At 57.1% G+C, this 20,996-nt stretch carries 17 protein-coding genes; 7 read left to right on the forward strand and 10 right to left on the reverse strand.

Annotated features, from left to right (window positions below; all coding sequences use genetic code 11):
• Positions 1 to 49: 49 nt before the first annotated feature.
• Both AC4HNJ_RS06675 and AC4HNJ_RS06680 read left to right on the forward strand, forming a co-directional pair.
• On the forward strand, positions 50 to 1,627 hold the full coding sequence (locus AC4HNJ_RS06675) for a GMC family oxidoreductase (protein WP_490478766.1): 1,578 nt from the start codon (positions 50 to 52) through the stop codon (positions 1,625 to 1,627).
• A gap of 192 nt (positions 1,628 to 1,819) precedes the next feature.
• A complete protein-coding gene (locus AC4HNJ_RS06680; RefSeq protein ID WP_490478767.1) occupies positions 1,820 to 3,139 on the forward strand; it encodes a serine hydrolase domain-containing protein in 1,320 nt (439 codons plus the stop codon).
• A gap of 78 nt (positions 3,140 to 3,217) precedes the next feature.
• Here the strand turns inward: AC4HNJ_RS06680 and AC4HNJ_RS06685 are convergent, their stop codons facing one another.
• The 7 genes from AC4HNJ_RS06685 to AC4HNJ_RS06715 form a co-directional block, all read right to left on the reverse strand.
• Positions 3,218 to 4,270: an energy transducer TonB gene (locus AC4HNJ_RS06685; RefSeq protein ID WP_490478768.1), complete on the reverse strand. Its 1,053-nt coding sequence runs from the start codon at positions 4,268 to 4,270 to the stop codon at positions 3,218 to 3,220.
• Positions 4,271 to 4,638: 368 nt separating this feature from the next.
• Positions 4,639 to 5,160 (reverse strand): met regulon transcriptional regulator MetJ, encoded by a 522-nt coding sequence (metJ, locus tag AC4HNJ_RS06690; RefSeq protein WP_490478769.1) that lies wholly within the window; start codon positions 5,158 to 5,160, stop codon positions 4,639 to 4,641.
• 567 nt (positions 5,161 to 5,727) lie between these two features.
• Positions 5,728 to 6,129 carry a glycine cleavage system protein GcvH gene (gene gcvH, locus AC4HNJ_RS06695; protein ID WP_490478770.1) on the reverse strand — a complete coding sequence of 134 codons (402 nt, stop codon included), beginning with the start codon at positions 6,127 to 6,129 and terminating at the stop codon, positions 5,728 to 5,730.
• A 108-nt stretch (positions 6,130 to 6,237) separates the two neighbouring features.
• Positions 6,238 to 7,338, reverse strand: a complete 1,101-nt coding sequence (gene gcvT / locus AC4HNJ_RS06700; protein WP_490478771.1) for a glycine cleavage system aminomethyltransferase GcvT — start codon at positions 7,336 to 7,338, stop codon at positions 6,238 to 6,240.
• 81 nt (positions 7,339 to 7,419) lie between these two features.
• On the reverse strand, positions 7,420 to 8,064 hold the full coding sequence (locus AC4HNJ_RS06705; RefSeq protein WP_490478772.1) for an alpha-ketoglutarate-dependent dioxygenase AlkB family protein: 645 nt from the start codon (positions 8,062 to 8,064) through the stop codon (positions 7,420 to 7,422).
• A complete protein-coding gene (locus tag AC4HNJ_RS06710; protein WP_490478773.1) occupies positions 8,045 to 8,515 on the reverse strand; it encodes a class I SAM-dependent methyltransferase in 471 nt (156 codons plus the stop codon). Before AC4HNJ_RS06710 ends, AC4HNJ_RS06705 begins: the two co-directional genes overlap by 20 nt.
• Positions 8,516 to 8,686: 171 nt before the next feature.
• Positions 8,687 to 10,111, reverse strand: a complete 1,425-nt coding sequence (locus AC4HNJ_RS06715; protein ID WP_490478774.1) for an amidase — start codon at positions 10,109 to 10,111, stop codon at positions 8,687 to 8,689.
• A 183-nt stretch (positions 10,112 to 10,294) separates the two neighbouring features.
• Between AC4HNJ_RS06715 and AC4HNJ_RS06720 the strand changes: the two genes are divergently transcribed.
• The 4 genes from AC4HNJ_RS06720 to AC4HNJ_RS06735 all read left to right on the forward strand — a co-directional run bounded on the left by AC4HNJ_RS06720 (position 10,295) and on the right by AC4HNJ_RS06735 (position 15,862).
• Complete coding sequence (locus AC4HNJ_RS06720) at positions 10,295 to 11,911, forward strand: electron transfer flavoprotein-ubiquinone oxidoreductase (protein ID WP_490478919.1); 1,617 nt, start codon at positions 10,295 to 10,297, stop codon at positions 11,909 to 11,911.
• A 26-nt stretch (positions 11,912 to 11,937) separates the two neighbouring features.
• On the forward strand, positions 11,938 to 14,031 hold the full coding sequence (locus tag AC4HNJ_RS06725) for a glycosyltransferase (protein ID WP_490478775.1): 2,094 nt from the start codon (positions 11,938 to 11,940) through the stop codon (positions 14,029 to 14,031).
• Between the two features lie 113 nt (positions 14,032 to 14,144).
• Positions 14,145 to 14,891 (forward strand): electron transfer flavoprotein subunit beta/FixA family protein, encoded by a 747-nt coding sequence (locus AC4HNJ_RS06730; protein WP_490478776.1) that lies wholly within the window; start codon positions 14,145 to 14,147, stop codon positions 14,889 to 14,891.
• A 26-nt stretch (positions 14,892 to 14,917) separates the two neighbouring features.
• Positions 14,918 to 15,862 carry an electron transfer flavoprotein subunit alpha/FixB family protein gene (locus AC4HNJ_RS06735; protein WP_490478777.1) on the forward strand — a complete coding sequence of 315 codons (945 nt, stop codon included), beginning with the start codon at positions 14,918 to 14,920 and terminating at the stop codon, positions 15,860 to 15,862.
• A gap of 63 nt (positions 15,863 to 15,925) precedes the next feature.
• On the opposite strand, the gene AC4HNJ_RS06740 is transcribed toward AC4HNJ_RS06735, so the two are convergent.
• The 3 genes from AC4HNJ_RS06740 to cysD form a co-directional block, all read right to left on the reverse strand.
• Entirely contained in the window at positions 15,926 to 17,095 is a 1,170-nt protein-coding gene (locus tag AC4HNJ_RS06740) for a DegT/DnrJ/EryC1/StrS family aminotransferase (RefSeq protein ID WP_490478778.1), read from the reverse strand.
• Positions 17,096 to 17,187: 92 nt separating this feature from the next.
• On the reverse strand, positions 17,188 to 19,038 hold the full coding sequence (gene cysN, locus AC4HNJ_RS06745; RefSeq protein ID WP_490478779.1) for a sulfate adenylyltransferase subunit CysN: 1,851 nt from the start codon (positions 19,036 to 19,038) through the stop codon (positions 17,188 to 17,190).
• A complete protein-coding gene (gene cysD, locus AC4HNJ_RS06750) occupies positions 19,038 to 19,934 on the reverse strand; it encodes a sulfate adenylyltransferase subunit CysD (RefSeq protein ID WP_490478780.1) in 897 nt (298 codons plus the stop codon). The genes cysN and cysD overlap by 1 nt, the downstream gene beginning before the upstream one ends.
• A 249-nt stretch (positions 19,935 to 20,183) precedes the next feature.
• Here cysD and AC4HNJ_RS06755 point away from each other — a divergent pair, with 249 nt between their 5' ends.
• Complete coding sequence (locus AC4HNJ_RS06755) at positions 20,184 to 20,966, forward strand: transketolase (protein WP_490478781.1); 783 nt, start codon at positions 20,184 to 20,186, stop codon at positions 20,964 to 20,966.
• Positions 20,967 to 20,996 lie beyond the last annotated feature (30 nt).

Below are 20,996 nucleotides of genomic sequence, written 5' to 3' on the forward strand. Positions count from 1 at the left end.
AACGGGAGGCCGCGCAAGACTAGCATGGCCTGGAGATCGAGGATTCACCATGGACTACGACTATGTGATCGTCGGCGCCGGCTCAGCCGGATGTGTGCTGGCCAACCGACTGAGCGCACATTCCGGCCAAAAGGTGTTGCTGCTCGAAGCCGGCGGCTCCGACTGGCATCCCTTGATCCATATGCCTGCAGGTATCGCGCATCTCGCCACCTATCGTCGGATCAATTGGAATTACGAAACCGAACCAGAGCCCGGCCTTGGCGGACGGCGTCTTTGGTGGCCGCGCGGCAAGACGCTCGGCGGATCGAGCTCGATCAATGCGATGTGCTATGTACGTGGCGTACCCGCCGATTACGACGACTGGGCAGCCGCCACCGGCGATCCGCGATGGTCATGGCCGCAGGTCTTGCCGTGGTTCTTACGCAGCGAAAACAACGAGCGCGGAGCAAGCGCCTTGCACGCAACGGGTGGTCCGCTCTGCGTCTCGGATCTGCGCCACCATAACGTGCTTTCCGCCGCATTGATCGAAGCCGGCGCCAGTGCCGGCTTCGGCCGCAACCCCGACTTCAACGGTCCAGAGCAGGCAGGTTTCGGCTTCTATCAAGTGACGCAACGCAAGGGCGTACGCTGCTCGACCGCTGCGGCGTATTTGCGCCCGGCCCGCACACGAACCAACCTGCACGTGCACACACATGCCCTGGTCGAACGCATACACATCGAGCAAGGACGTGCGACGGGCGTCGTGCTGCGCCACGCGCACGGTCGAGAAACGGTGCGCGCAGGGGAGATCATCCTGACGGCCGGCGCGATCAACTCACCGCAGCTACTGATGCTCTCCGGTATAGGACCCGCTCATCATTTGCGCGAGCATGGTCTGACACCCGTGATTGATCTCCCTGGCGTCGGCGAAGGACTGCAGGACCATCTGGACATTTGTACGCTGGTAAGGTGCACTCAAAACATCACCTATGATCGGTTGAACGAACTTGCGGTCGGGTGGCGCTATGTACGTCATCGCGACGGTCCGGGCAGTTCGAACATCGCCGAATCCGGAGGCTTCGTGCGTAGCCGCCTTGCCACCAATGCACGCTGCGACATTCAATTCCACTTTGTGCCGGCGCTGCTGGACGATCATGGCCGCCATCGCCTGCCGGGTTTCGGCTACACCCTTCATGCTTGCTACCTGCATCCGAAAAGCCGCGGGCGGTTGCGCCTGCGCTCGGCGGATCCCACCATGCCGATAGCTATTCACGCCGGCTACCTCAGTGATCCCGACCATCACGACCTTGCTCGTATGATCGAGGCGGCAAAGCTGTCGCAAGACATCCTCGCCCAATCTGCCTTCGATGTTTACCGCAGTCGCCCGGTCTTTCCCGAATCCCCGCCGAGCAGCGATGTGGAATGGGAGGATTTCATCCGCCGTAAAGCAGAAACCATCTATCACCCTGTCGGCACCTGCCGCATGGGTCAGGATGAGCGCGCGGTCGTGGATAGCGAACTTCGCGTCCGCGGCGTAGACGGCCTCAGAATTGCAGATGCGTCAGTGATGCCGACACTGCCCACCGGCAATACCAACGCGCCAACGATCATGATCGCTGAACGCGCCGCAGCCCTTATGTCAGTGTGACATTCACGTGCCGAATACTCCGCATCTCGACCTGGGATCGTTGCAGCACGGCGCATGATCGACAAAACACCCGCCCCCTGACGTTGTCAGGCCGGTTCGAAGTGAAGGACAATCCAGCGGTTTCAAGGACGATTCTCCGTAGCCCCTATTCCCCGGGGCATGGCTCCACGTCCGAAAGAGAAGCGCAGTAGCATGCCGTTCCGTAAGCTTCCCTGGTTGATGGCCGTCCTGCTCGGCATCCCAGCAACGCTCTTGCCTGTTTGCGCAAAAAACACGGAGTCTTCCGGCGCGGGGCCCACCACGGTCATCCGTCCGGCGGAGCATGACCTCAACATAACGTCCACACTTCCGCCCGAGCGGATCAAGGCCGCCCTCGACGCCTACGCGCACTGGCTGGATGTGGTAGCACAGCGCAATGAAGTCGCCGGCCTGGCCACCGCTGTGGTAGTCGACGACAAAGTCGCTTTCGAGCGTGAAATCGGCTACGCGGATACCGCCACGCAAGAACCTGTGACGGCCACCACCGTGTTTCGGCTCGCTTCCTTATCCAAGGCGTTCGCAACGGCCGTGACGGGCTTGCTGATCGATGACGGCCGTTTCAGCTGGAATACCAAGCTGGTCGATGTCCTGCCATTCTTTCAACTCAAGAGCGCGCAGGCATCAAGCGAAGCCACGGTAAAAGACATCCTCGGGCAACGACTGGGATTACCGCATAACACGTACGACAACATGCTGGAGGACAACGTCCCCTACGAAGAGCTCGTACGAAAACTCGATGAGGTCAGCCTTACCTGCGACGTGGGCCAATGCTATGGCTACCAGAACGTCGCTTTCAGTTTGATCGGCGACTTGATCTACGCGGAAACCGGCGACTTCTTCTATCACCAGGTCGACAAGCGCCTTTTCTTTCCGCTCGGCATGACCCATGCCACATACGGGCGGGAAGCGTTGGAAAGCAGCAAGAGCTGGGCACGGCCACATCGTCCCAATGGATCTCACGGCTGGGTGCCGTTCGATCCCAAGGAGGCTTATTACCGCGTTGCTCCCGCAGCAGGCGTAAATGCCAGCCTGCGTGACATGGAACGCTGGTTGATAGCACAGATGGGTGGACGGCCAGACGTCTTGCCGCAAACGCTGCTGGATTACCTGCACGCGCCTGGCATCCCCACGCCAAGTGAAATGCACGCCACACCCTGGCGTCGTGCCCGCCTCACCTCAGCCAGTTATGCGCTCGGCTGGCGCGTATTTACCTACGCTGGTGAAACGATGATCTTTCACGCGGGCGCCGTGCAAGGCTACCGGACCATGATTGCCTTTCTGCCCAGATACCACATCGGGATGGTGTCGATGTGGAACTCGCCCGGCGCCATCGGTACTGACCTGATGCCAATGGTGTTCGACATGATGTTGGGATTACCGCATGTCGACTGGGCTGGCGTGGAAAGCGACCCCCCGACCAAACGTGCTGCGTCCTCCAAAGCTCATCGCAGGCATCGACACCAGACCAGCTAACAGCGGGGCGACTTCAGGATAAAAAAGAAGCGGGCCCGTAGGTCCCGCCTCTTTGCACACTCCGCCGGCTGACACGGCTCACTGCGTCGCAGTGAGCTTGAACTCGATCCGCTTCTGTTGTTGCGAGGCGATCGCCGCTCCATCACGCAATGCGGGTGAGAACTTGGCGCGACGCAGCGCGTCGATGGCCGCGTTGTCGAAAACATGCCTTGGCTCGGCACTGACGACCTGGATGTTGCTGACACTACCGTCGACGTTGACGGTGTACTGCACATCCACCCAACCCTCCTGATTGTTTCGAAGCGCTGTGGTGGGATAGCGCGGCCGGATGGTCGAAATCGGTATTGCGTCGCGCGTCTCGCCGCCACCCGCCGAGCTGCCGTTTTCACCAGCCACCTGATTCTGATTCGCAGCAGGCGCCTTGAGCTGCTGTTCCTGCCTGGCCTTGGCCTGCTGCGCAGCGAGCGCTTCTTGCTGTGCGGCCCGCTCAGCGACGGCCTTGTCCGCAGCCGCCTTTTCCGCGGCGGCTTTATCGGCAGCGGCCTTCTGCGCTGCCAGGTCGGCCTGTCGTTGCTGATCGAGCTGCTTCTGTTGTTCCTCATCCAGGGTCTTACGCTGGGCGTCCAGTTTGGAACGCAGGATGGTCAGCGTGTAATTGGTAGGATCAACCTTGGCCAGCAGGTCGATCTCGCGCTCGGCTTCGTTGAAATCCCGCTGGTTGATCACCTGTTCCACGTTGCTGGCGGCAAACGGGAACGTCTCACGTAGTGCATCCGCAGCCACCTGATTGCCAGGCTGCTTCTGCAATACCTTGAGATAGAATTCGAAAGCGTTATTGCCGGCCGGCGCTATCACACGCTGCTCATTCATGGCCTTGCGCGCCTCGTTCAACAGATCATTGAGGCTCAACGCCTCGACGTTGACCGGCGGTGCCGTTTCCTGGCCCAGCTTGACCGGCGTGGACGGATGACCGCCTGCGTCGGTACTCATCAAGTCCTGATGGGGCTTGATAATAAAGACCCAGGACGCAATCGCCAGACCCGCGATAATGGCAAGGACGGCGAGGGTGATGGGCCTGATGGCCCCGCGCGCGCGAGTGCGCGCATGACAACGGCTTATTCGGGTATCCATGATCTCTCACTGACTGCGTGGCATCAGATACCCGCGCTTCCCCCCTGTTATCCAGGAGCGGCTTCCCCCAGGTTAGCCGCGGCGCGGATGGAGAAAAGGTAACGCGATCGGATCAATACGGCAAATGCATGGCAGTTCACGACGACGCCGGCAGCTTTGTCACAGCAGGAAAAGACCGGATACCGCCCCGCCGCCGGATCTTTTAGGGAATGAAAACCGAGGCGACGCCAAGAGCAGGTCGCGCCATCCATTTTTCCGAATCCCAAAATGAAGCGTCCCGGCACATGGCCGGGACGAAACGCTTTTGAAGCACCTCCCTGCGCTGGGCACCGCAGGGAGACAAATCGATCAGAATCTAATTATTGTGCTTACTTGGCTTTCGAGGTCTTGGAAGCTTTCACAACCTTGGCGGCTGCAGCTTTCTTGGCAGTGCGCTTGCGCGTTGCCTTCTTAGCAGCCTTCTTGGCACCAACGCGCTTGGCGGTGGCCTTCTTCGCGCCTACGCGCTTAGCAGCAGCCTTCTTGGCAGTCTTGCGCACGGTGCGCTTCTTTGCGGTGGCCTTCTTGGCGACCGGCCGCTTAGCGGCGGCTTTACGGGTGGTCTTCTTCGCGGCTTTCTTAGCCGATTTCCTAGCAGTTTTCTTGGCAGTGGCCATAGTTCGTCTCAGCTCCTCATCAGTTGGCAGTGGTTGCCCAGTAAAAGCGTGGAGGAACGCCTCGACCAGCAAATCGCTATTCGTGGCGTGCCTCAAATTGTTGACCTGTCGGTACGTACGCAAATCCGACAGCAGTCGCAATACATGCATGGGTATCGAAACAGTGATCTTTCTCACCGCACCAGATTTTTCGCCATGTTCTACATAAGGCTTGATGTATTTCGATGCCACCATTGGTACCGTTCCCCGTTATATGGTGCGAAAGCTATTCCTGAACATTTCAACTGTCAATTGATTTTTGCCATGAAATCAATCCCTTCGCCCCTAACATCAACCGGACGCACTGCTTTTGCGAGGTGTATTTCCATGGCAAAACGTAACGCTGACTCTGTTTAAACGTGCAAAGAATTCGCCTCGCTCACTTTTAAAAAAAGGCCAAAAACAAGCTAAAAAATGTGATTTTTCTCATTCTCGCTGATACATGCTCAACGCAATGGCGGCTTGCCTGGCGTCTTAACACACCACCGCGCAAGGTCCTTCTTGGAGGGGTATTCCGGAGCATGAACAAACTTAGACCAGAATGCGCGGAAGACAGCCTGAAGAACGACACCGCGCTGCCTTTACATCCGGATGGCCACCCAGCTCCTTGGGTAAATGTGCCGTGATGATCATCCTCGACACGGCAAACACATCTGTCGCCGACACCTTCATGTTCAATGCCACGACCCACGCACATCAAACCACCGCGGACATGACAACGGCCGCCTAAGCGGCCGTTGTCCATGCAACCTGACCCAAAGATCAGTTGTCTTCGTTCTCGATCAATTCGGCATAAGCGTCGGCGTCGAGCAGCTCGTCCAGCTCTCCGCGATCGCTAGCCTTGACCACGAAGAGCCATCCTTCACCGTAGGCGTCTTCATTGATGGTCTCGGGCTTGTCGCCAAGCATTTCGTTTACTTCGACGATCTCGCCGGAAACCGGTGAATAGATGTCCGACGCGGCCTTGACCGACTCCACCGTTGCCGCACCGGTGCCTGCCTGCACGTTGCTGCCGATCTCCGGCAGCTCCACGTAGACCAGGTCGCCGAGCTGCTCCTGTGCATGGTTGGAGATGCCCACGCGGACCAGGCCGTTGTCTTCGACACGGGCCCATTCATGGGACTTAAGAAATTTCAGATCGCCGGGAATTTCGCTCGCGCTCATGGTCGGGTCCAGTCGTCGTAGGTTTTCGATCAGGGTTGGAGGCGTCAATTCTAACTGCTGAACTGACGGGAATGGGAATGGCGCAACGGCACCACCTCACTCGTGCAGTCAAATACCTTCGCAAGGCTTGCCGTCGCGCACGAACGGAAACTTCACTATGCGGACCGGCACCTCACGACCGCGAATATCCACTCGCACACGATCCCATGCCCCTGCGGGTACGCGAGCGAAGGCCACCGATTTGTTCAACGTCGGCGCGAAGCTGCCGGAAAGGATTTCGCCCTCGCCTTGGTCCGTGAGCACTTTCTGCCCGTGGCGCAACACACCTTTATCGTCCAGCACCAAACCAATCATCGTGCGCGGCACACCGGCAGCCTTCTGTGCTTCCAGCGCCTCGCGACCGATGAAGTCACGCCCATCGTCCAACGCAATAGTCCAGGCCAGGCCGGACTCCCAAGGCGTGACGGTTTCGTCCATGTCCTGCCCATAGAGATTCATGCCCGCTTCCAGCCGCAGGGTGTCGCGCGCACCCAGCCCGCATGGAGCGACACCCGCTGCAGCCAGTTCTTTCCACAAAACGACGGCCTGGTCTTCCGGCACCATGATCTCGAAACCGTCCTCGCCGGTGTAGCCCGTGCGAGCGATGAACAGCGGCACGCCGTGTGGCCCCTGCGCGGCAGCCGCGGCAAAGCGGCCGAGCTTCTCGATGCGCGCGCGGTCCACTTCGTGCAACAGGCCAATTGTCTTGGCACGGGCATGTGGCCCCTGCACCGCGATCATCGCGAAATCCGGGCGCTCCTGGACCGCCACGTTAAACGCCTTCGCCTGCCGTTCGATCCACGCCAGATCCTTCTCGCGCGTCGCTGCATTGACGACCAGTCGGAAAAATTCGTCCCCAAGGAAATAAACGATCAGGTCATCGATCACGCCACCCTGCTCGTTCAACATGCACGAATAAAGCGCCTTCCCCTGCACCTTCAGTTTGTCGACGCTATTGGCCAACAGATGACGCAGAAAATCACGCGCACGCGCACCGTGCAGATCGATCACGGTCATATGCGAGACGTCGAACATGCCCGCATCGCCACGCACCGCGTGATGTTCTTCGATCTGCGATCCATAGCTGATAGGCATATCCCAGCCGCCGAAATCAACCATGCGGGCACCGAGTTCGCGATGGGTGTCGTTGAGTACGGTCTTCAAAGTCATTACGGGCCTGCAAAAGTAGGGAAACCGGGGAAACAGCCACGCATTATGCCAGCGCGCCGCCTCAATCCAAGCTGCAAGGCGTCATGAACGGGACGATTGAGCCGGATGGACAAAGCGAAAAGTGAGATTGATTCGCGGCCCCGTCACGCCGATGCGCTTGGGTAAGTCGTGTTGATAGACCTGCTGCGTGCGGCCGCCCATGTAAAGCAAGCTTCCATGCTCCAACAGAACACCAACCGGCGCCTGACGCGCTCCGCGCGGGACGCGTCGGCGAAACCGAAAACGGCGCGCCTCTCCAAGACTTATCGAGGCAATGATGGGGTGCGGGCCGAGTTCGGGTTCGTCATCGCTGTGCCATCCCATCGAATCCCTGCCATCGCGGTAGAGGTTGGCGAGCACGCTGTTGAAGCGTACTCCGCAAAAGTGCTCTACACGTTCCCGCAACATCATCAACGAAGACGACCAGGATCGGGGCTCGAAGCGGCTATTTGAATAGGTGTAAGACGCGCCAGCATCGCCAATCCAGCAACTCAATCGTGGGGCTTCGATCTCACGCCCAAATAAACGCAGGCGATGACATTCCCATGGAATGTCATGCATCAGCTGCGCGAGCAATCTGTCGGCCTCTTCACGCGCCAACCAGCTCGGCACATACCAAACCTGCGCATCAGGCAATGGCAATACCTGCTCATGGCTCCCAAACAGGTCAGTGGGTATCACGGGCATAACGGAATACGTTAGCTGGCGGCAGATTGCGCCACACCGTGCCAACGCGCGTGCAATGCAAGCCCAAATCCTGGCGCACCTGCTCATGCAACGGACTGCGCCAGCCGTAGGTGTATTGCACAAACACGCCGCCCGGCCGCAGTATCGCCAGCGCGGCCGAAACAATATCGTGCTGAAGCGCCGGCGGCATGGTCAGCAAGCCAAGACTGCTGAGCACCGCATCCGCCCCCTCCGGCGCCAGCACCCCCGTACGCTGAGCAAGCTCGCTGAGGTGGCGCGCATCTGCGCACAACACCTGTGCCTGCGGAAACCGGCGCCGCAAAATGCCGTGCATCGTGGCATTCAACTCCAGCACCAGCAGTTGAGACGCTGAAACACGCTCAAGCAGTGCTTCCGTAATGACGCCGGTACCCGCTCCCAGCTCGATCACGCAATCCGCCTTGGGCGGCATGGCCGAAATCATCCTGCGCGCCAAAGCTTGGCCCGATGGCAATACTGAAGCCATCTGCAGAGGGTGTTTGATCCATTCGCAAAAGAATGCGAGCTGCTGCTCGTATGCGGACATAGGTAAGAGGCCTGACGTTTGCCGTCACTTTAACGGTGAATACGTAACAAAACGTTGTCAGGCCCTCTGCACGGGCATGATGGTTGAATCCAGCACCGGATAGTCAGGCGCAGCATCTAGGGTGGCGGACCATACCGAGGCCAGCTCCAGCAAGCGCAGGTCCGAGCCTCGCGCGCCGACCAATTGCATGCCGATCGGCATGCCGTTCGGCAGAACTCCCATCGGGATGTTTACCGCCGGGCAGCCGGCCAGGCTGGCAAAACTGGTCAGGTCAGCTTGCGTATCCGGCACCGCATCATTCAGGGGAAACGCGCCCTGAGGCGTCGTCGGCATCACCAGCACGTCAATTTGCGCAAATAGCCGACGCGCCTTGAGCGTTGCCGCATCGAGCACGCGATCCGCATCGGCGTAGTCGGAGGCCGTCTTAGCCGCCGCATACTCAAGCATGCGCCGGAACGACGGCGATACGGGATGAACCCGATCGGCAAGCTGCGCAGCGAACGTGCCCAGCATCTCGGCCTCCATCAAGAGCAATCCAGCACGCCGGGCACGCGCGAAAGGCCAATCGTTGACATCAATGACACGTCGCTCCCCTAATTCGCGGCCGAGGATATTCAATGCACCCTCGAAGACATCCACCACTGCCGGTTGCACGCCCAACACGGAAAGATCGGGCAAGACCCCGCAACGCAACTTGCCCGGCTCCCAATCAGGTGGCGACAGCGCAACTCGCCGAATGCGCGAAAGCGGATCATCGGCGTCGTAACCAGCCAACACGTGCAGCAGCACGACAAGATCATCGACACCGCGTGCCAGCAACCCCACGGTATCGAGCCGGCGCGCCGCCGGCGCCATGCCGCGTGCCGAAATCTCGCCATGCGTCGGCTTGAGCGCAAACAGTCCGCAATAACTGGCGGGAATGCGAATAGAACCGAGACTGTCCGAACCAATGGCAGCTACAGCCAAGCCGGCCGCCACGGCGGCAGCAGCGCCACCGGATGATCCACCAGCGGTGTAGCCATAGCGATGGGGATTATGGGTCGGACCATAGTGAGGATTGTTCGTAACAGCGCCAAGCGCGCCCTCGTCCATATTCGTTTTGCCGGCCAGCACGGCACCGGAGGCGCGCAATCGCGTCACGACATGCGCGTCTTGTTGCGCTGCAACGCCTGGCCCCGGCAAGCCAGAGCGCGTAGGCCATCCCGCTATGTCGAAATTGTCTTTGAGCGCGATAGGCAACCCATCTAGCCGACCGATAACACCCTCGCGACGGCGATGCTCGGCCGCTTGCGCCTGTTCAAGTAAAAGCGGTGCGCTCAAGCCTACGTAGGCATTCAATCGCGGATTGATGCGGTTGATCGCCTCCTGGTAAACCTCCGCCAACTTACCTGGACGCACCTTGCCCACAGCCAGCCAGTGCAGCAGCTGGCAAAGCGTGGCACGACGAAGATCGATCTCGGCCATCGGCGGCGAAGAGGCCATGCTTGCTCCAACGTGACCGGCAGCCATGCCGTCCGTTCATTGTCTTCAGGAGCTGCTCGGCGATGCCCTGTTTGCCGCGCAGCGGACGAATCCGGAGAATACTGTCCGAACCGTTGCCGGAATACCCGCCTGCGGTACTTCAATTTCCCGCAGCCGCCGCCACACCACGGAGCCTTACCCGCTATGACCGAACGCGAGACGATGGAATACGACGTGATCGTCGTCGGCGCCGGGCCAGCCGGGCTCTCCTTCGCGATCCGCCTGAAGCAGCTCAAGCCAGACGTAACAGTCTGTGTGATCGAGAAAGCTTCGACGATCGGCGCACAGATTCTTTCTGGCGCGGTAATCGAGCCGCAACCACTGGATGCACTGCTGCCCGGCTGGCGCGACAACCCGCCACCGATCTGCGTGCCGGCCACGGAAGACGAGTTCTGGCTGCTCAACAAGACCGGAGGCCGCAAGCTGCCGGTGCCGCCCGGCATGCGCAATCACGGCAATTTCATTGTTTCACTGGGCGCGATGTGCGCGTGGCTTGCGCCGCAGGCCGAAGCAGCGGGTGTGGATGTGTTCCCGGGCTTTGCCGCCGCGGATACCGTTCACAACGAGGACGGCTCGGTCGCAGGCGTGCGTATCGGCGATATGGGCGTGGCCAAGGACGGTTCGCACAAGCCCGGCTATACCCAAGGCATCGACATCAAGGCCAAGGTCACTGTGCTTGCCGAAGGTGCGCGCGGCAGCCTTACCAAACAGCTCATCAAGCGCTTTGCACTGAACAAGGACAGCGATCCGCAAGGCTACTCGATCGGCATCAAGGAACTCTGGCAAGTACCGGCAGGACGCGTGACACCCGGCAAGATCGTGCACAGTTTCGGCTGGCCTGCCGATAACCATACCTATGGCGGTAGTTTCCTGTATCACCTGGACAAAGACCGCATCGCACTCGGCTACGTAAGCGGGCTCGATTACAGCGACCCCAACTACCAACCCTGGGAAGCCTTCCAGCAATGGAAGAACCACCCGACGGTCAAATCGCTGCTCGAAGACGGCAACATTCTTTCAGCCGGTGCGCGCGCGATCGTCACCGGCGGCTACCAATCGCTTCCCCGAGTCGACATGCCCGGCGCACTGCTGATTGGCGATACCGCCGGCCTGCTCAACGTGCCCAAGATCAAGGGCACCCACCAGGCGATCAGGAGCGGCATGCTCGCCGCCGAGCACCTCGCCGCTACGGAGCTTAATCCGGCCGGTTTCGACGCCAAGCTGCGTGGCTCGGAAGTCATGGCCGAACTGAAGAAGGTGCGCAATATCAAACCCGGCTTCAAGAAGGGGCTATGGTTCGGCATGTTCAACGCCGCCTGGGAAACCGCGATCGGCGGCAAATCCCCCTGGACGCTGAAGAACAAAGCCGACTGGTCGTCGTTACACAAGCTCGGCCAGCAGGAAGAACCCAAGCGCGACTACGTGCAACGCGAACTACCACCACGAGATCGCCTCGCAGGCGTCTACTTCGCCGCCACCGAGCACGACGAAGACCAGCCCGTCCACCTGCACGTAAAGGACACCACGATCTGCATCGAGCAATGCAGCAAGGAGTATGGCAACCCCTGCACCCGCTTCTGCCCCGCCAACGTCTACGAGATCGTCAACGACACCATGCCCGATGGAAGCAGCGGCAAGCGCCTGCAGATCAATGCCGCCAACTGCGTGCACTGCAAAACCTGCGACATCAAAGACCCCTACGAAATCATCAACTGGGTTCCGCCAGAAGGTGGGTCGGGGCCGAATTATCAGAATCTTTGATTCAAGGATGCTATTAAGGAGCGGCTTTGAGCAGTTCGTTAACCTGGCGCGTGAAGCGTCTGTATTATCTGATGCGACGTGTCATCGGCAGCGTTATACAGCGTGGCTTGCGCGGTACCGTAGTGCGCATCGCGCAAGAATTTCGGCCGCGCGCACCACAACTGCCTCCACTGACATTGGAATCGCCCGACGACTCTTATCCTTCTGTCTTTTCGCTACCCACCAGCAATACACCTCAAGTTTCAGTAATCATTCCTGTGCATGGAAAGCTGAACTACACGCTAGCCTGTCTTCGCTCCATCGCGCACCATGGCGCAAAAGCGCCTTTTGAAGTCATTGTAGTAGACGATGCCTCACCCGACGAAACGGCTTCAGTACTGGGCGAAATAGCAGGGCTGCGATTACTCCGCAATGCCCATAACCTTGGCTTCATTGGTAGCTGCAACTCAGGCGCTGCGGTAGCATGCGGATCGTATTTTTTGTTCCTCAACAACGATACTCAGGTTACGTCAGGCTGGCTCGACCATCTGCTGGAGTGCTTTGAGCAGGAACCCAACTGTGGTATCGCAGGTAGCCGATTGGTCTACCCCGATGGCCGTCTGCAAGAAGCTGGAGGAATTGTTTTCTCCAACGCTGACGGCTGGAACTACGGCCGCTTTGAATCTCCAGAAGACCCAAGATTCCGTTATCGTCGGGATGTCGATTATGTTTCAGGAGCGTCCCTGATGATCGACTCAGCCGTATTCCGCCAACTGAATGGTTTTGATAGCCGCTATAGCCCCGCTTATTATGAGGACACAGATCTCGCCTTTGCGACTCGTGCTGCGGGGAAGCGCGTCATCTATCAGCCAGAAAGTCTGGTCGTACACTTCGAAGGCATCAGTTCCGGCACCGACTTGCATGCCGGAGTTAAGCAGTATCAGCTCGTCAACAAAGCCAAATTTGCAGAAAAATGGGCTATAGCACTAAAAAAGCAGCCTGTCGCAGGTTCCGCAATTGAGAAAGCCATTCATTCCATCGAACGACCACATGTCCTAGTCGTCGACGCTCTTGCGCCTGATGCATCACGTGACTCGGGCTCTTTGCGCATGATCAACGTCATGCGTCTTTTACGTGAACTAGGCTGGCGCGTAACTTTCATGGCAGACAATTGCACGGCCAGCGAACAGGAGATCAATCAATTGGGCCGCATAGGAGTACAAACTCTTTGCAAACCATGGTCTCCTTCGCTGTCTCGTTGGCTTATCCAGGAAAAGCACACCATACAGGCAGTCATACTGTCGCGGCATTACGTTGCCGCTCCCAACCTGAGTTTAATCCGGCGAATTGTTCCAGACGCAAAGATCATCTTCGACACAGTCGATCTGCATTTCCTACGGGAGCAACGCGCGGCTCAGCATATGGGAAATCGCGCCATGGTTCGCCAAGCACAAGCCTCTCGAAAGCGCGAGCTCGCCCTGATACGTGCGAGCGATGTCACACTCGTCGTCAGCCCCGCTGAGCAAAAACTTTTATCAAAGGAAGTCGACGAAGCAAACGTAGAACTTGTCTCCAATGTCCATGAAGTATTCGGACGACGAATGGACTTTCACTCGCGCAAGGATCTCGTTTTTGTAGGAGGATTTGGTCACCCACCCAACGTCGACGCTGTCAATTGGTTAGTTAGCGATATTTATCCGCGTATCCATGCCCTACGCCCTGACATTGCATTACATCTTATTGGTGACATCCCTGAATCTGCACGGGCCAGGCTGGCGAGACAAGGCATTCACATACACGGAAAGGTAGAAGATCTAGCGCCATGGATGGATAAATGTCGCATCGCCTTAGCTCCTCTACGTTATGGCGCCGGAGTCAAAGGAAAAGTCAACATGGCGATGAGTTACGGGTTACCCGTAGTAGCGACATCGATTGCCGCTGAAGGCATGCAGCTTCACGATGGTGAAGACGTGCTGATTGCCGACGATGCCGCTACTTTTGCCTCGGTCATATTAAGTGCCTACGATGATGAACAGCTCTGGCTAAAGCTGTCCGACAACGGGCTTGACAACGTACGCCGGTTTTTTTCCTTCGATGCCGCACGCAACGCTCTTCGCCGTGCCCTGTACGGCCATGCGTAGGTGTAAGGGCATTTCGCCCAGCCCCTCCATTCGTGCCCGAATGGGGCATCGGTTAGAATAGGAATTTACTTAATCCACTCGCGCCCATAGGGTGCATGGTTGAAGGAAACAAGATGAAGATTCTGGTTGGCTACAAGCGTGTCGTGGACTACAACGTCCGCATTCAGGTCAAACCCGATGGCACCGGCGTAGTGACGGATGGCGTGAAGCTCTCTGCCAACCCCTTTGACGATATCGCGCTAGAAGAAGCGCTGCGTCTGCGCGAAAAGGGTGTGGCCGACGAAGTCGTCGTGGTGGGTATCGGGCCGACCGATTTGACCGCCCATCTGCGCAATGGCTTGGCGATGGGCGCCAACCGTGCCATTCACGTTGTCGCCACTGATGCCGTGCAGCCACTAACGGCCGCCCGCGTATTTCAAAAGCTGGTCGAGAAGGAACAGCCTGGCTTGGTTATCCTGGGCAAGCAGGCGATCGACGACGACGCCAATCAAACCGGCCAGATGCTCGCCGCGCTGTGGGATCGCCCGCAGGCTACCTTTGCCAGCAAAGTCGAGATCGCCAACGGCAAAATCACGGTAACACGCGAAGTCGATGCCGGCCTGGAAGTCATCGAAGCGGAACTGCCAGCTGTGATCACCACCGATCTGCGCTTAAACGAACCACGCTTCATCAAGCTGCCGGACATCATGAAGGCCAAGTCCAAGCCCATCGATATGATTGAATTCGCGTCGCTAGGCGTGGATACGCACGATCAGTTGAAGACCACGCACTATGCAGCGCCCACCAAGCGCAGCAAGGGCGTGATGGTAAAAGATGCAGCCGAACTCGTCGCCGCGCTGAAGCAAAAGGGCCTGCTTTAAGCAGCCGACCGGACAAGGAGACCCTCATGAGCAAGATCCTGATTATCGCCGAACATCTGGACGGCAAACTGAACCCCTCCGCCGCGCGTGCAGTGAGTGCGGCAGTTGCCGTCAAGCCAGATGCCATTGACGTGCTGGTATTGGGCGATAAGTTGAATGCCATTGCGACGGAAGCCGCCAAAATCCAAGGCGTGAGTCGCGTGCTCACTATTGAACGCGCCGAAAATGCACATCCCCTGGCAGCCGTGCTGGCGCCGCAGGTCGCTAAGGCAGCGGTGGATTACAGCCACGTCTTTGCACCCTCCACCACATTCGGCAAAGACCTGGCGCCACGGGTGGCCGCACTACTGAACGTTGCACAAGTCAGCGACGTAATGAGCGTGGAAAGCAGCCATATCTTTAAGCGGCCTATCTATGCCGGCAACGCCATCATCACCGTGGAAGCTGATTCCGCGCACGCCGTCGTAGCCACGATCCGCACGGCCTCCTGGCCAGCCGCCACAAGCGGTACGAACGCGGCCCCCATCGAAGCGCTCAGCCTGGATGTTGTATTGCCCAATCACACCCGCTTCGTAGAACTGAAGCAAGGCAAGAGCGACCGCCCCGATCTACAAAGCGCCAGTAAAGTGGTTTCCGGTGGACGCGGAGTCGGCTCGAAAGAAAACTTCGAGATCATCTACAAGTTCGCTGACAAGATCGGCGCCGCCGTAGGCGCCTCCCGCGCCGCTGTGGACGCAGGCTATGTCCCGAACGAACTGCAAGTAGGCCAGACCGGTAAAATCATCGCACCAGAACTGTATATAGCCATCGGTATCTCGGGTGCCATCCAACATCTGACCGGCATTAAAGACGCTGGGATGATCGTCGCGATAAACAAAGACGCCGAAGCACCGATTTTTGATGTGGCTGACATAGGCCTAGTGGGTGACTTATTCAAGCTGATTCCGGAGCTGGAACAAGCCATCAGTTAGAGACCATTGATCTCGGGAACAGTAAAAGGTGTTATCCATAGATTCCACCTTTTTGTCGCCGAATCAGGCCCCGACAATGCATCGAACAGTCTGGACAACCCGTTCGATATCTTCATCCGATAGGGCAGGAGATAGAGGCAGGCTCACCGTCTCTCGCCCAAGCTTCATGGCTTTAGGCCACTGTTCCGGCCGCCATCCGAATCGGCTTTGGTAATAAGGGTGCTCGGGAATAGAAAGATAGTGCACACCTACTCCAATCTTTGCCGCATTCATTGCATCAAGAAAATCGTCGCGTGAAATACCGCACCGCCGCTCATTGATCATGAGCGTGTAAAGATGTCGCCCATGCCGCGTGTCGAGTTCCGTTTGCGCAGGCAGCCCGAGAGGTAATGACCTGAAACCCTCGTCATAGCGTCGCCAAATCTCGTCGCGACGCCGCCAATTTCTTTCAACTCGCGCAAGCTGATGCAAGCCTATACTCGCCTGCAAATCCATCATGTTGTACTTAAAACCACATTCTATAACTTGATAATGCTTGTACCCTTTATCGCCAAAACGGTGCCAAGCGTCCTTACTCATACCATGTAAAGCCAGCACTTTCGCTTTGGCAATTTGTTCATCACTTCGCCCAACGATCATTCCACCTTCGCCGGTCACAACATTCTTCGTAACGTAAAAGCTGAAACAACCAAAATCACCAAATGTGCCTACCGATTGTCCATGAAATTCAGCCTCGACAGCATGTGCACAATCCTCGATGACAACCAAGTCATGCTTGCGAGCGATAGCCATAATGCGGTCCATGGCACAGGGTCGCCCAGCGAAATGTACGGGTAGAATTGCCCGTGTGCGCGACGTTATAGCGTCCTCTATGGCCTCAGGATTAATGTTCTGGCTACCCGCGTCAACGTCCACCAGCACTGGCGACAGTCCCGAGTGCAAAATTGCATTTACCGTGGCACAGAATGTCAGTGGCGTCGTAATCACCTCCGAACCAGGCTCCAGACCGGCAGCAAGCATGCTTATATGCAAAGCCGCGGTGCAGGAATTGACAGCCGCCACCTGTGTGGTGCTGATCCGACGAAAGGCCGCGAACTCTTGCTCGAACTGCGCGACGCGCGGCCCAGTACCCAACCAGCCCGAGCGCAGACACGCTAACACTTCATCGATTTCCGCCTCTTCGATAACGGGTGCACCAAATACAAGGAAAGACTGATCATGGATGGTACTCATGGGGCTATGCCAAAAGTCGTTGATGGAGACAACCACGAGAGAATTAGTAACGCAGGATCGATCAACAGTCAGTAGCAAGTGACTGATCTGTATTATTTATCTGACAATACCTGCGCAATAAGTTGCTCAACCATGACATCAAGCGACATGCCGTGGGGCGTTAGATGTACCTCAGGCGCATCAGGCCTCTCGTAGGGCGAATCGATGCCGGTGAAGTTGCTGATCTCTCCTGCGCGTGCTCTGCGATACAACCCCTTTGGATCACGTCGTTCACATTCCTCTAGCGGAGTGTCTACAAATACCTCGATGAACTCCCTCTCATCAAAAAGTCCCCGCGCAAATTCTCGCTCACTGCGAAAGGGAGAAATTACGCACACCAGGACGATAAGCCCAGCGTCAACCATCAGATGTGCAACCTCGGCCACACGTCGCACATTCTCCACGCGCGCCTCCGGTGTGAATCCTAGATCACGGTTGAGACCGTGACGCAAATTGTCTCCGTCGAGGAGATAGGTGTGATACCCGCGCGCTCCCAAACGACGCTCTAACAAGTTAGCTACCGTGGACTTGCCCGCGCCCGACAATCCAGTGAACCATACGCACCTCGGATGTTGGCCCTTAGTTTGAGAACGCATTCGCTTATCAACATCCATATGCTGCCAATGCACATTAGTGGCACGGTGCAGTGCAAAATCCAGCATGCCACAAGCCACTGTTGCATGACTTTGCTTGTCGACAAGTATGAAGCCACCTAGTGTGGGATTTGTAGCATAGGCCTCGAACGCTACAGGCTGGTCTAAATCAAGATTGCAGTAGCCCACTTCATTCAACTCAAGACGATGAGCAGCCAATTGAGCCTGTGTATTTACGTCAACCTTGTGCTTGATGGCTGTGACACGGGCATTTACTGTTCGTGTACCGATCTTTAGCCAATAGCCACGATTGGGCAACAGCGGTTCGTCTCCCATCCAGAGCACGTGCGCTGCAAATTGATCCGCTTCTGGCGCAGGTCGCGAAGCCTCGGCAATGACGTCGCCGCGGCTAATGTCGACCTCTCTATCCAGGGTGAGGGTCACGGCCTGCCCCACGCCTGCCGCTTCAAGATCGCCATCAGCCGTTACGATTCGCGCAATACGAGCACGATGTGTCCCAGGCTGTATGACGATTTCGTTACCTATGCGAATAAGCCCACCGCAGATAGTACCGGCATAGCCTCGGAATGATTGGTCCGGACGATTCACCCATTGCACTGGCATCCGGAAATCAGCCCCTTCTACCTGTTGCACCTCCACGGCTTCCAACAGTTCAAGCAACGTGGGACCGGCGTACCACGCCATTTCCATCGATCTCATCCCAACGTTGTCGCCCTTCAGGGCCGCCACGGGCAGCGTATAAACGTCCGCAATCCCCAGCCGCTTAGCCAACGCTTCGTAAGCTTCACGGATCGACTCATAGACTTCCCGGCGATAATCAACAAGGTCCATCTTGTTTACGGCCAAAATTACCTTGCGTATGCCCAGTAACGCACAGATATACGTATGCCTGCGCGTCTGAGCCAGTAGTCCTTTGCGTGCGTCCACCAACACGACGGCCAAATCAGCATGCGAGGCACCCGTCGCCATGTTGCGCGTGTACTGCTCGTGCCCTGGACAGTCGGCGACAATAAAGCTGCGGTGCGCACTATGAAAATAGCGGTAGGCTACATCGATCGTGATGCCCTGCTGTCGCTCAGCATCCAACCCATCGGTGAGCAACGAAAAATCTAGCGCCCCGCCCTCTGGATGCAAGCGTCGGCTCTCACGATGAAGCGTCTCGATCTGGTCTTCCGGCAACATGCCTGCGTCATAGAGCAACCGGCCAAGCAACGTACTTTTGCCGTCATCCACGCTTCCGCAGGTAATGAATCGCAATAACCCACGATTTGGGCTGGAAGAGATCGCCATTAGAAATAGCCCTCCTGCTTTTTGTGCTCCATTGACGCGGACGGGTCGTGATCTATTACACGCCCCTGGCGCTCGGAGGAGCGTGAGGCAGCCATTTCCGCAATGATCTCGTCGACAGTGCCTGCATGGGACTCAATGGCGCCGGTCAACGGATAGCACCCCAACGTTCGGAAACGAACCATGCGGTGTTCTATCTTCTCTCCATCCTTCAATACAAAGCGATCATCATCGACCATGATTAGCGCTCCGTCGCGAACCACTACAGGCCGTTCCTTAGCAAAATAAAGCGGCACTACAGGGATATCCTCTTGCCTGATGTACTGCCATACATCCATTTCCGTCCAATTGGATAACGGAAACGCTCTCACGCTTTCGCCTTTATGGATGTGGGTGTTGTAGAGATTCCACAACTCTGGTCGTTGCCGCTTTGGATCCCAGCGATGCTGGGCATTGCGGAAGGAGAAGACACGTTCCTTGGCCCGTGATTTCTCCTCGTCACGACGAGCCCCGCCGATGGCGGCATCAAACCCGTATTTGTCCAGCGCTTGTTTGAGAGCCACCGTCTTCATCACATCGGTGTGCACCGTCGCGCCATGAGTCAATGGAGAAACCCCCTGCCGAACCCCTTCCTCGTTTATATGGACAAGGATCTGCACGTCCCCCGCCAACGCCACCTGATCGCGAAAAGCTATCATTTCGCGAAATTTCCATGTGGTGTCCACATGCAGAAGTGGGATAGGAGGCCGCGACGGGTAAAAGGCCTTGCGTAGCAAGTGGAGCAGAACTGAAGAGTCCTTGCCGATCGAATACAGCATGACCGGCTGCCGAAAGCTAGCAGCAACTTCTCTTAAAATATGGATGCTTTCGGCTTCTAGAGCGTTAAGTTGGGTTAGCACGTCGTAAGAAAACTGGTCGGTATAATGAATTCTATTTTGGCATGAGATTGGCCGAAGTTCCGCAAGTGCTCGCTCATTCAGGGTACTTGAGCAGTCGACTCGGGCTTGCGGCGTTCGATCCGAGGAAGCGCGGCTCTTAAGCCTCTTAGCCGGCTTCTGAAGCTTGCCGCCAGCGGAAGCACAACCTTCATAGGTTGGCGGTAAATTATTGAACCCGAAGGAAATGTGATGCTAGAGGGAAGTAAAAGTATGACAACAAAATTAGATAGCTCGCGCTTGTCCATCATTCGCAAGCGTCTGCTACAGATGCATTATGAAAGCGGCGTTGGCCATATCGGTGGCAACCTGTCATCCATCGATGCACTAGCCCTGCTTTTTAACGAACGCATGAATCCGCAAGATAAGTTTATTCTTTCGAAAGGTCACTCAGCCGGGGCGTTATACGCAGCGCTATGGAGCGTAGGAAAGCTACGAGACTCTGATCTGACTACGTTTCATCGAGACGGCACCTTTCTGGCTGGACACCCCCCTGCAAACGGCATCGAAGACATCCTGTTTGCCACAGGAAGCCTCGGACATGGGTTATCGCTAGCGGCAGGCACTGCTTTAGCCTTGCGCTTTAAACAGTCCTGTGGACATACCTATTGCATGACATCTGACGGTGAGTGGCAAGAAGGGTCAACCTGGGAAGCGCTGATATTTGCAGCCCACCATCGACTGACCAATCTTACGGTACTTGTCGATCATAACGGTCTACAGGGATTTGGAAGTGTGAGCGGGGTGGCATCGATGGCTCCTTTACATGATCGCCTCAAGGGATTTGACATTGACATACATGTCACATCAGGGCATGACCTGAACGCCATGAGAAATGCGTTGGATACCCACTCGCAACGTTTGAAAGTCATAATCTTACAAACCATCAAAGGCAAAGGTGTGTCCTTCATGGAAGACCGTATGGAATGGCACTATCTCCCACTCGGGGAGGCAGATTACCTGCAGGCCGTCAAGGAACTTGAGTCGTCCCTATGAGAAAACAATTATGCGACGCTCTTATTAGCC

The sequence above is a fragment of the Dyella sp. SYSU CM1112 genome, from assembly GCF_058216415.1.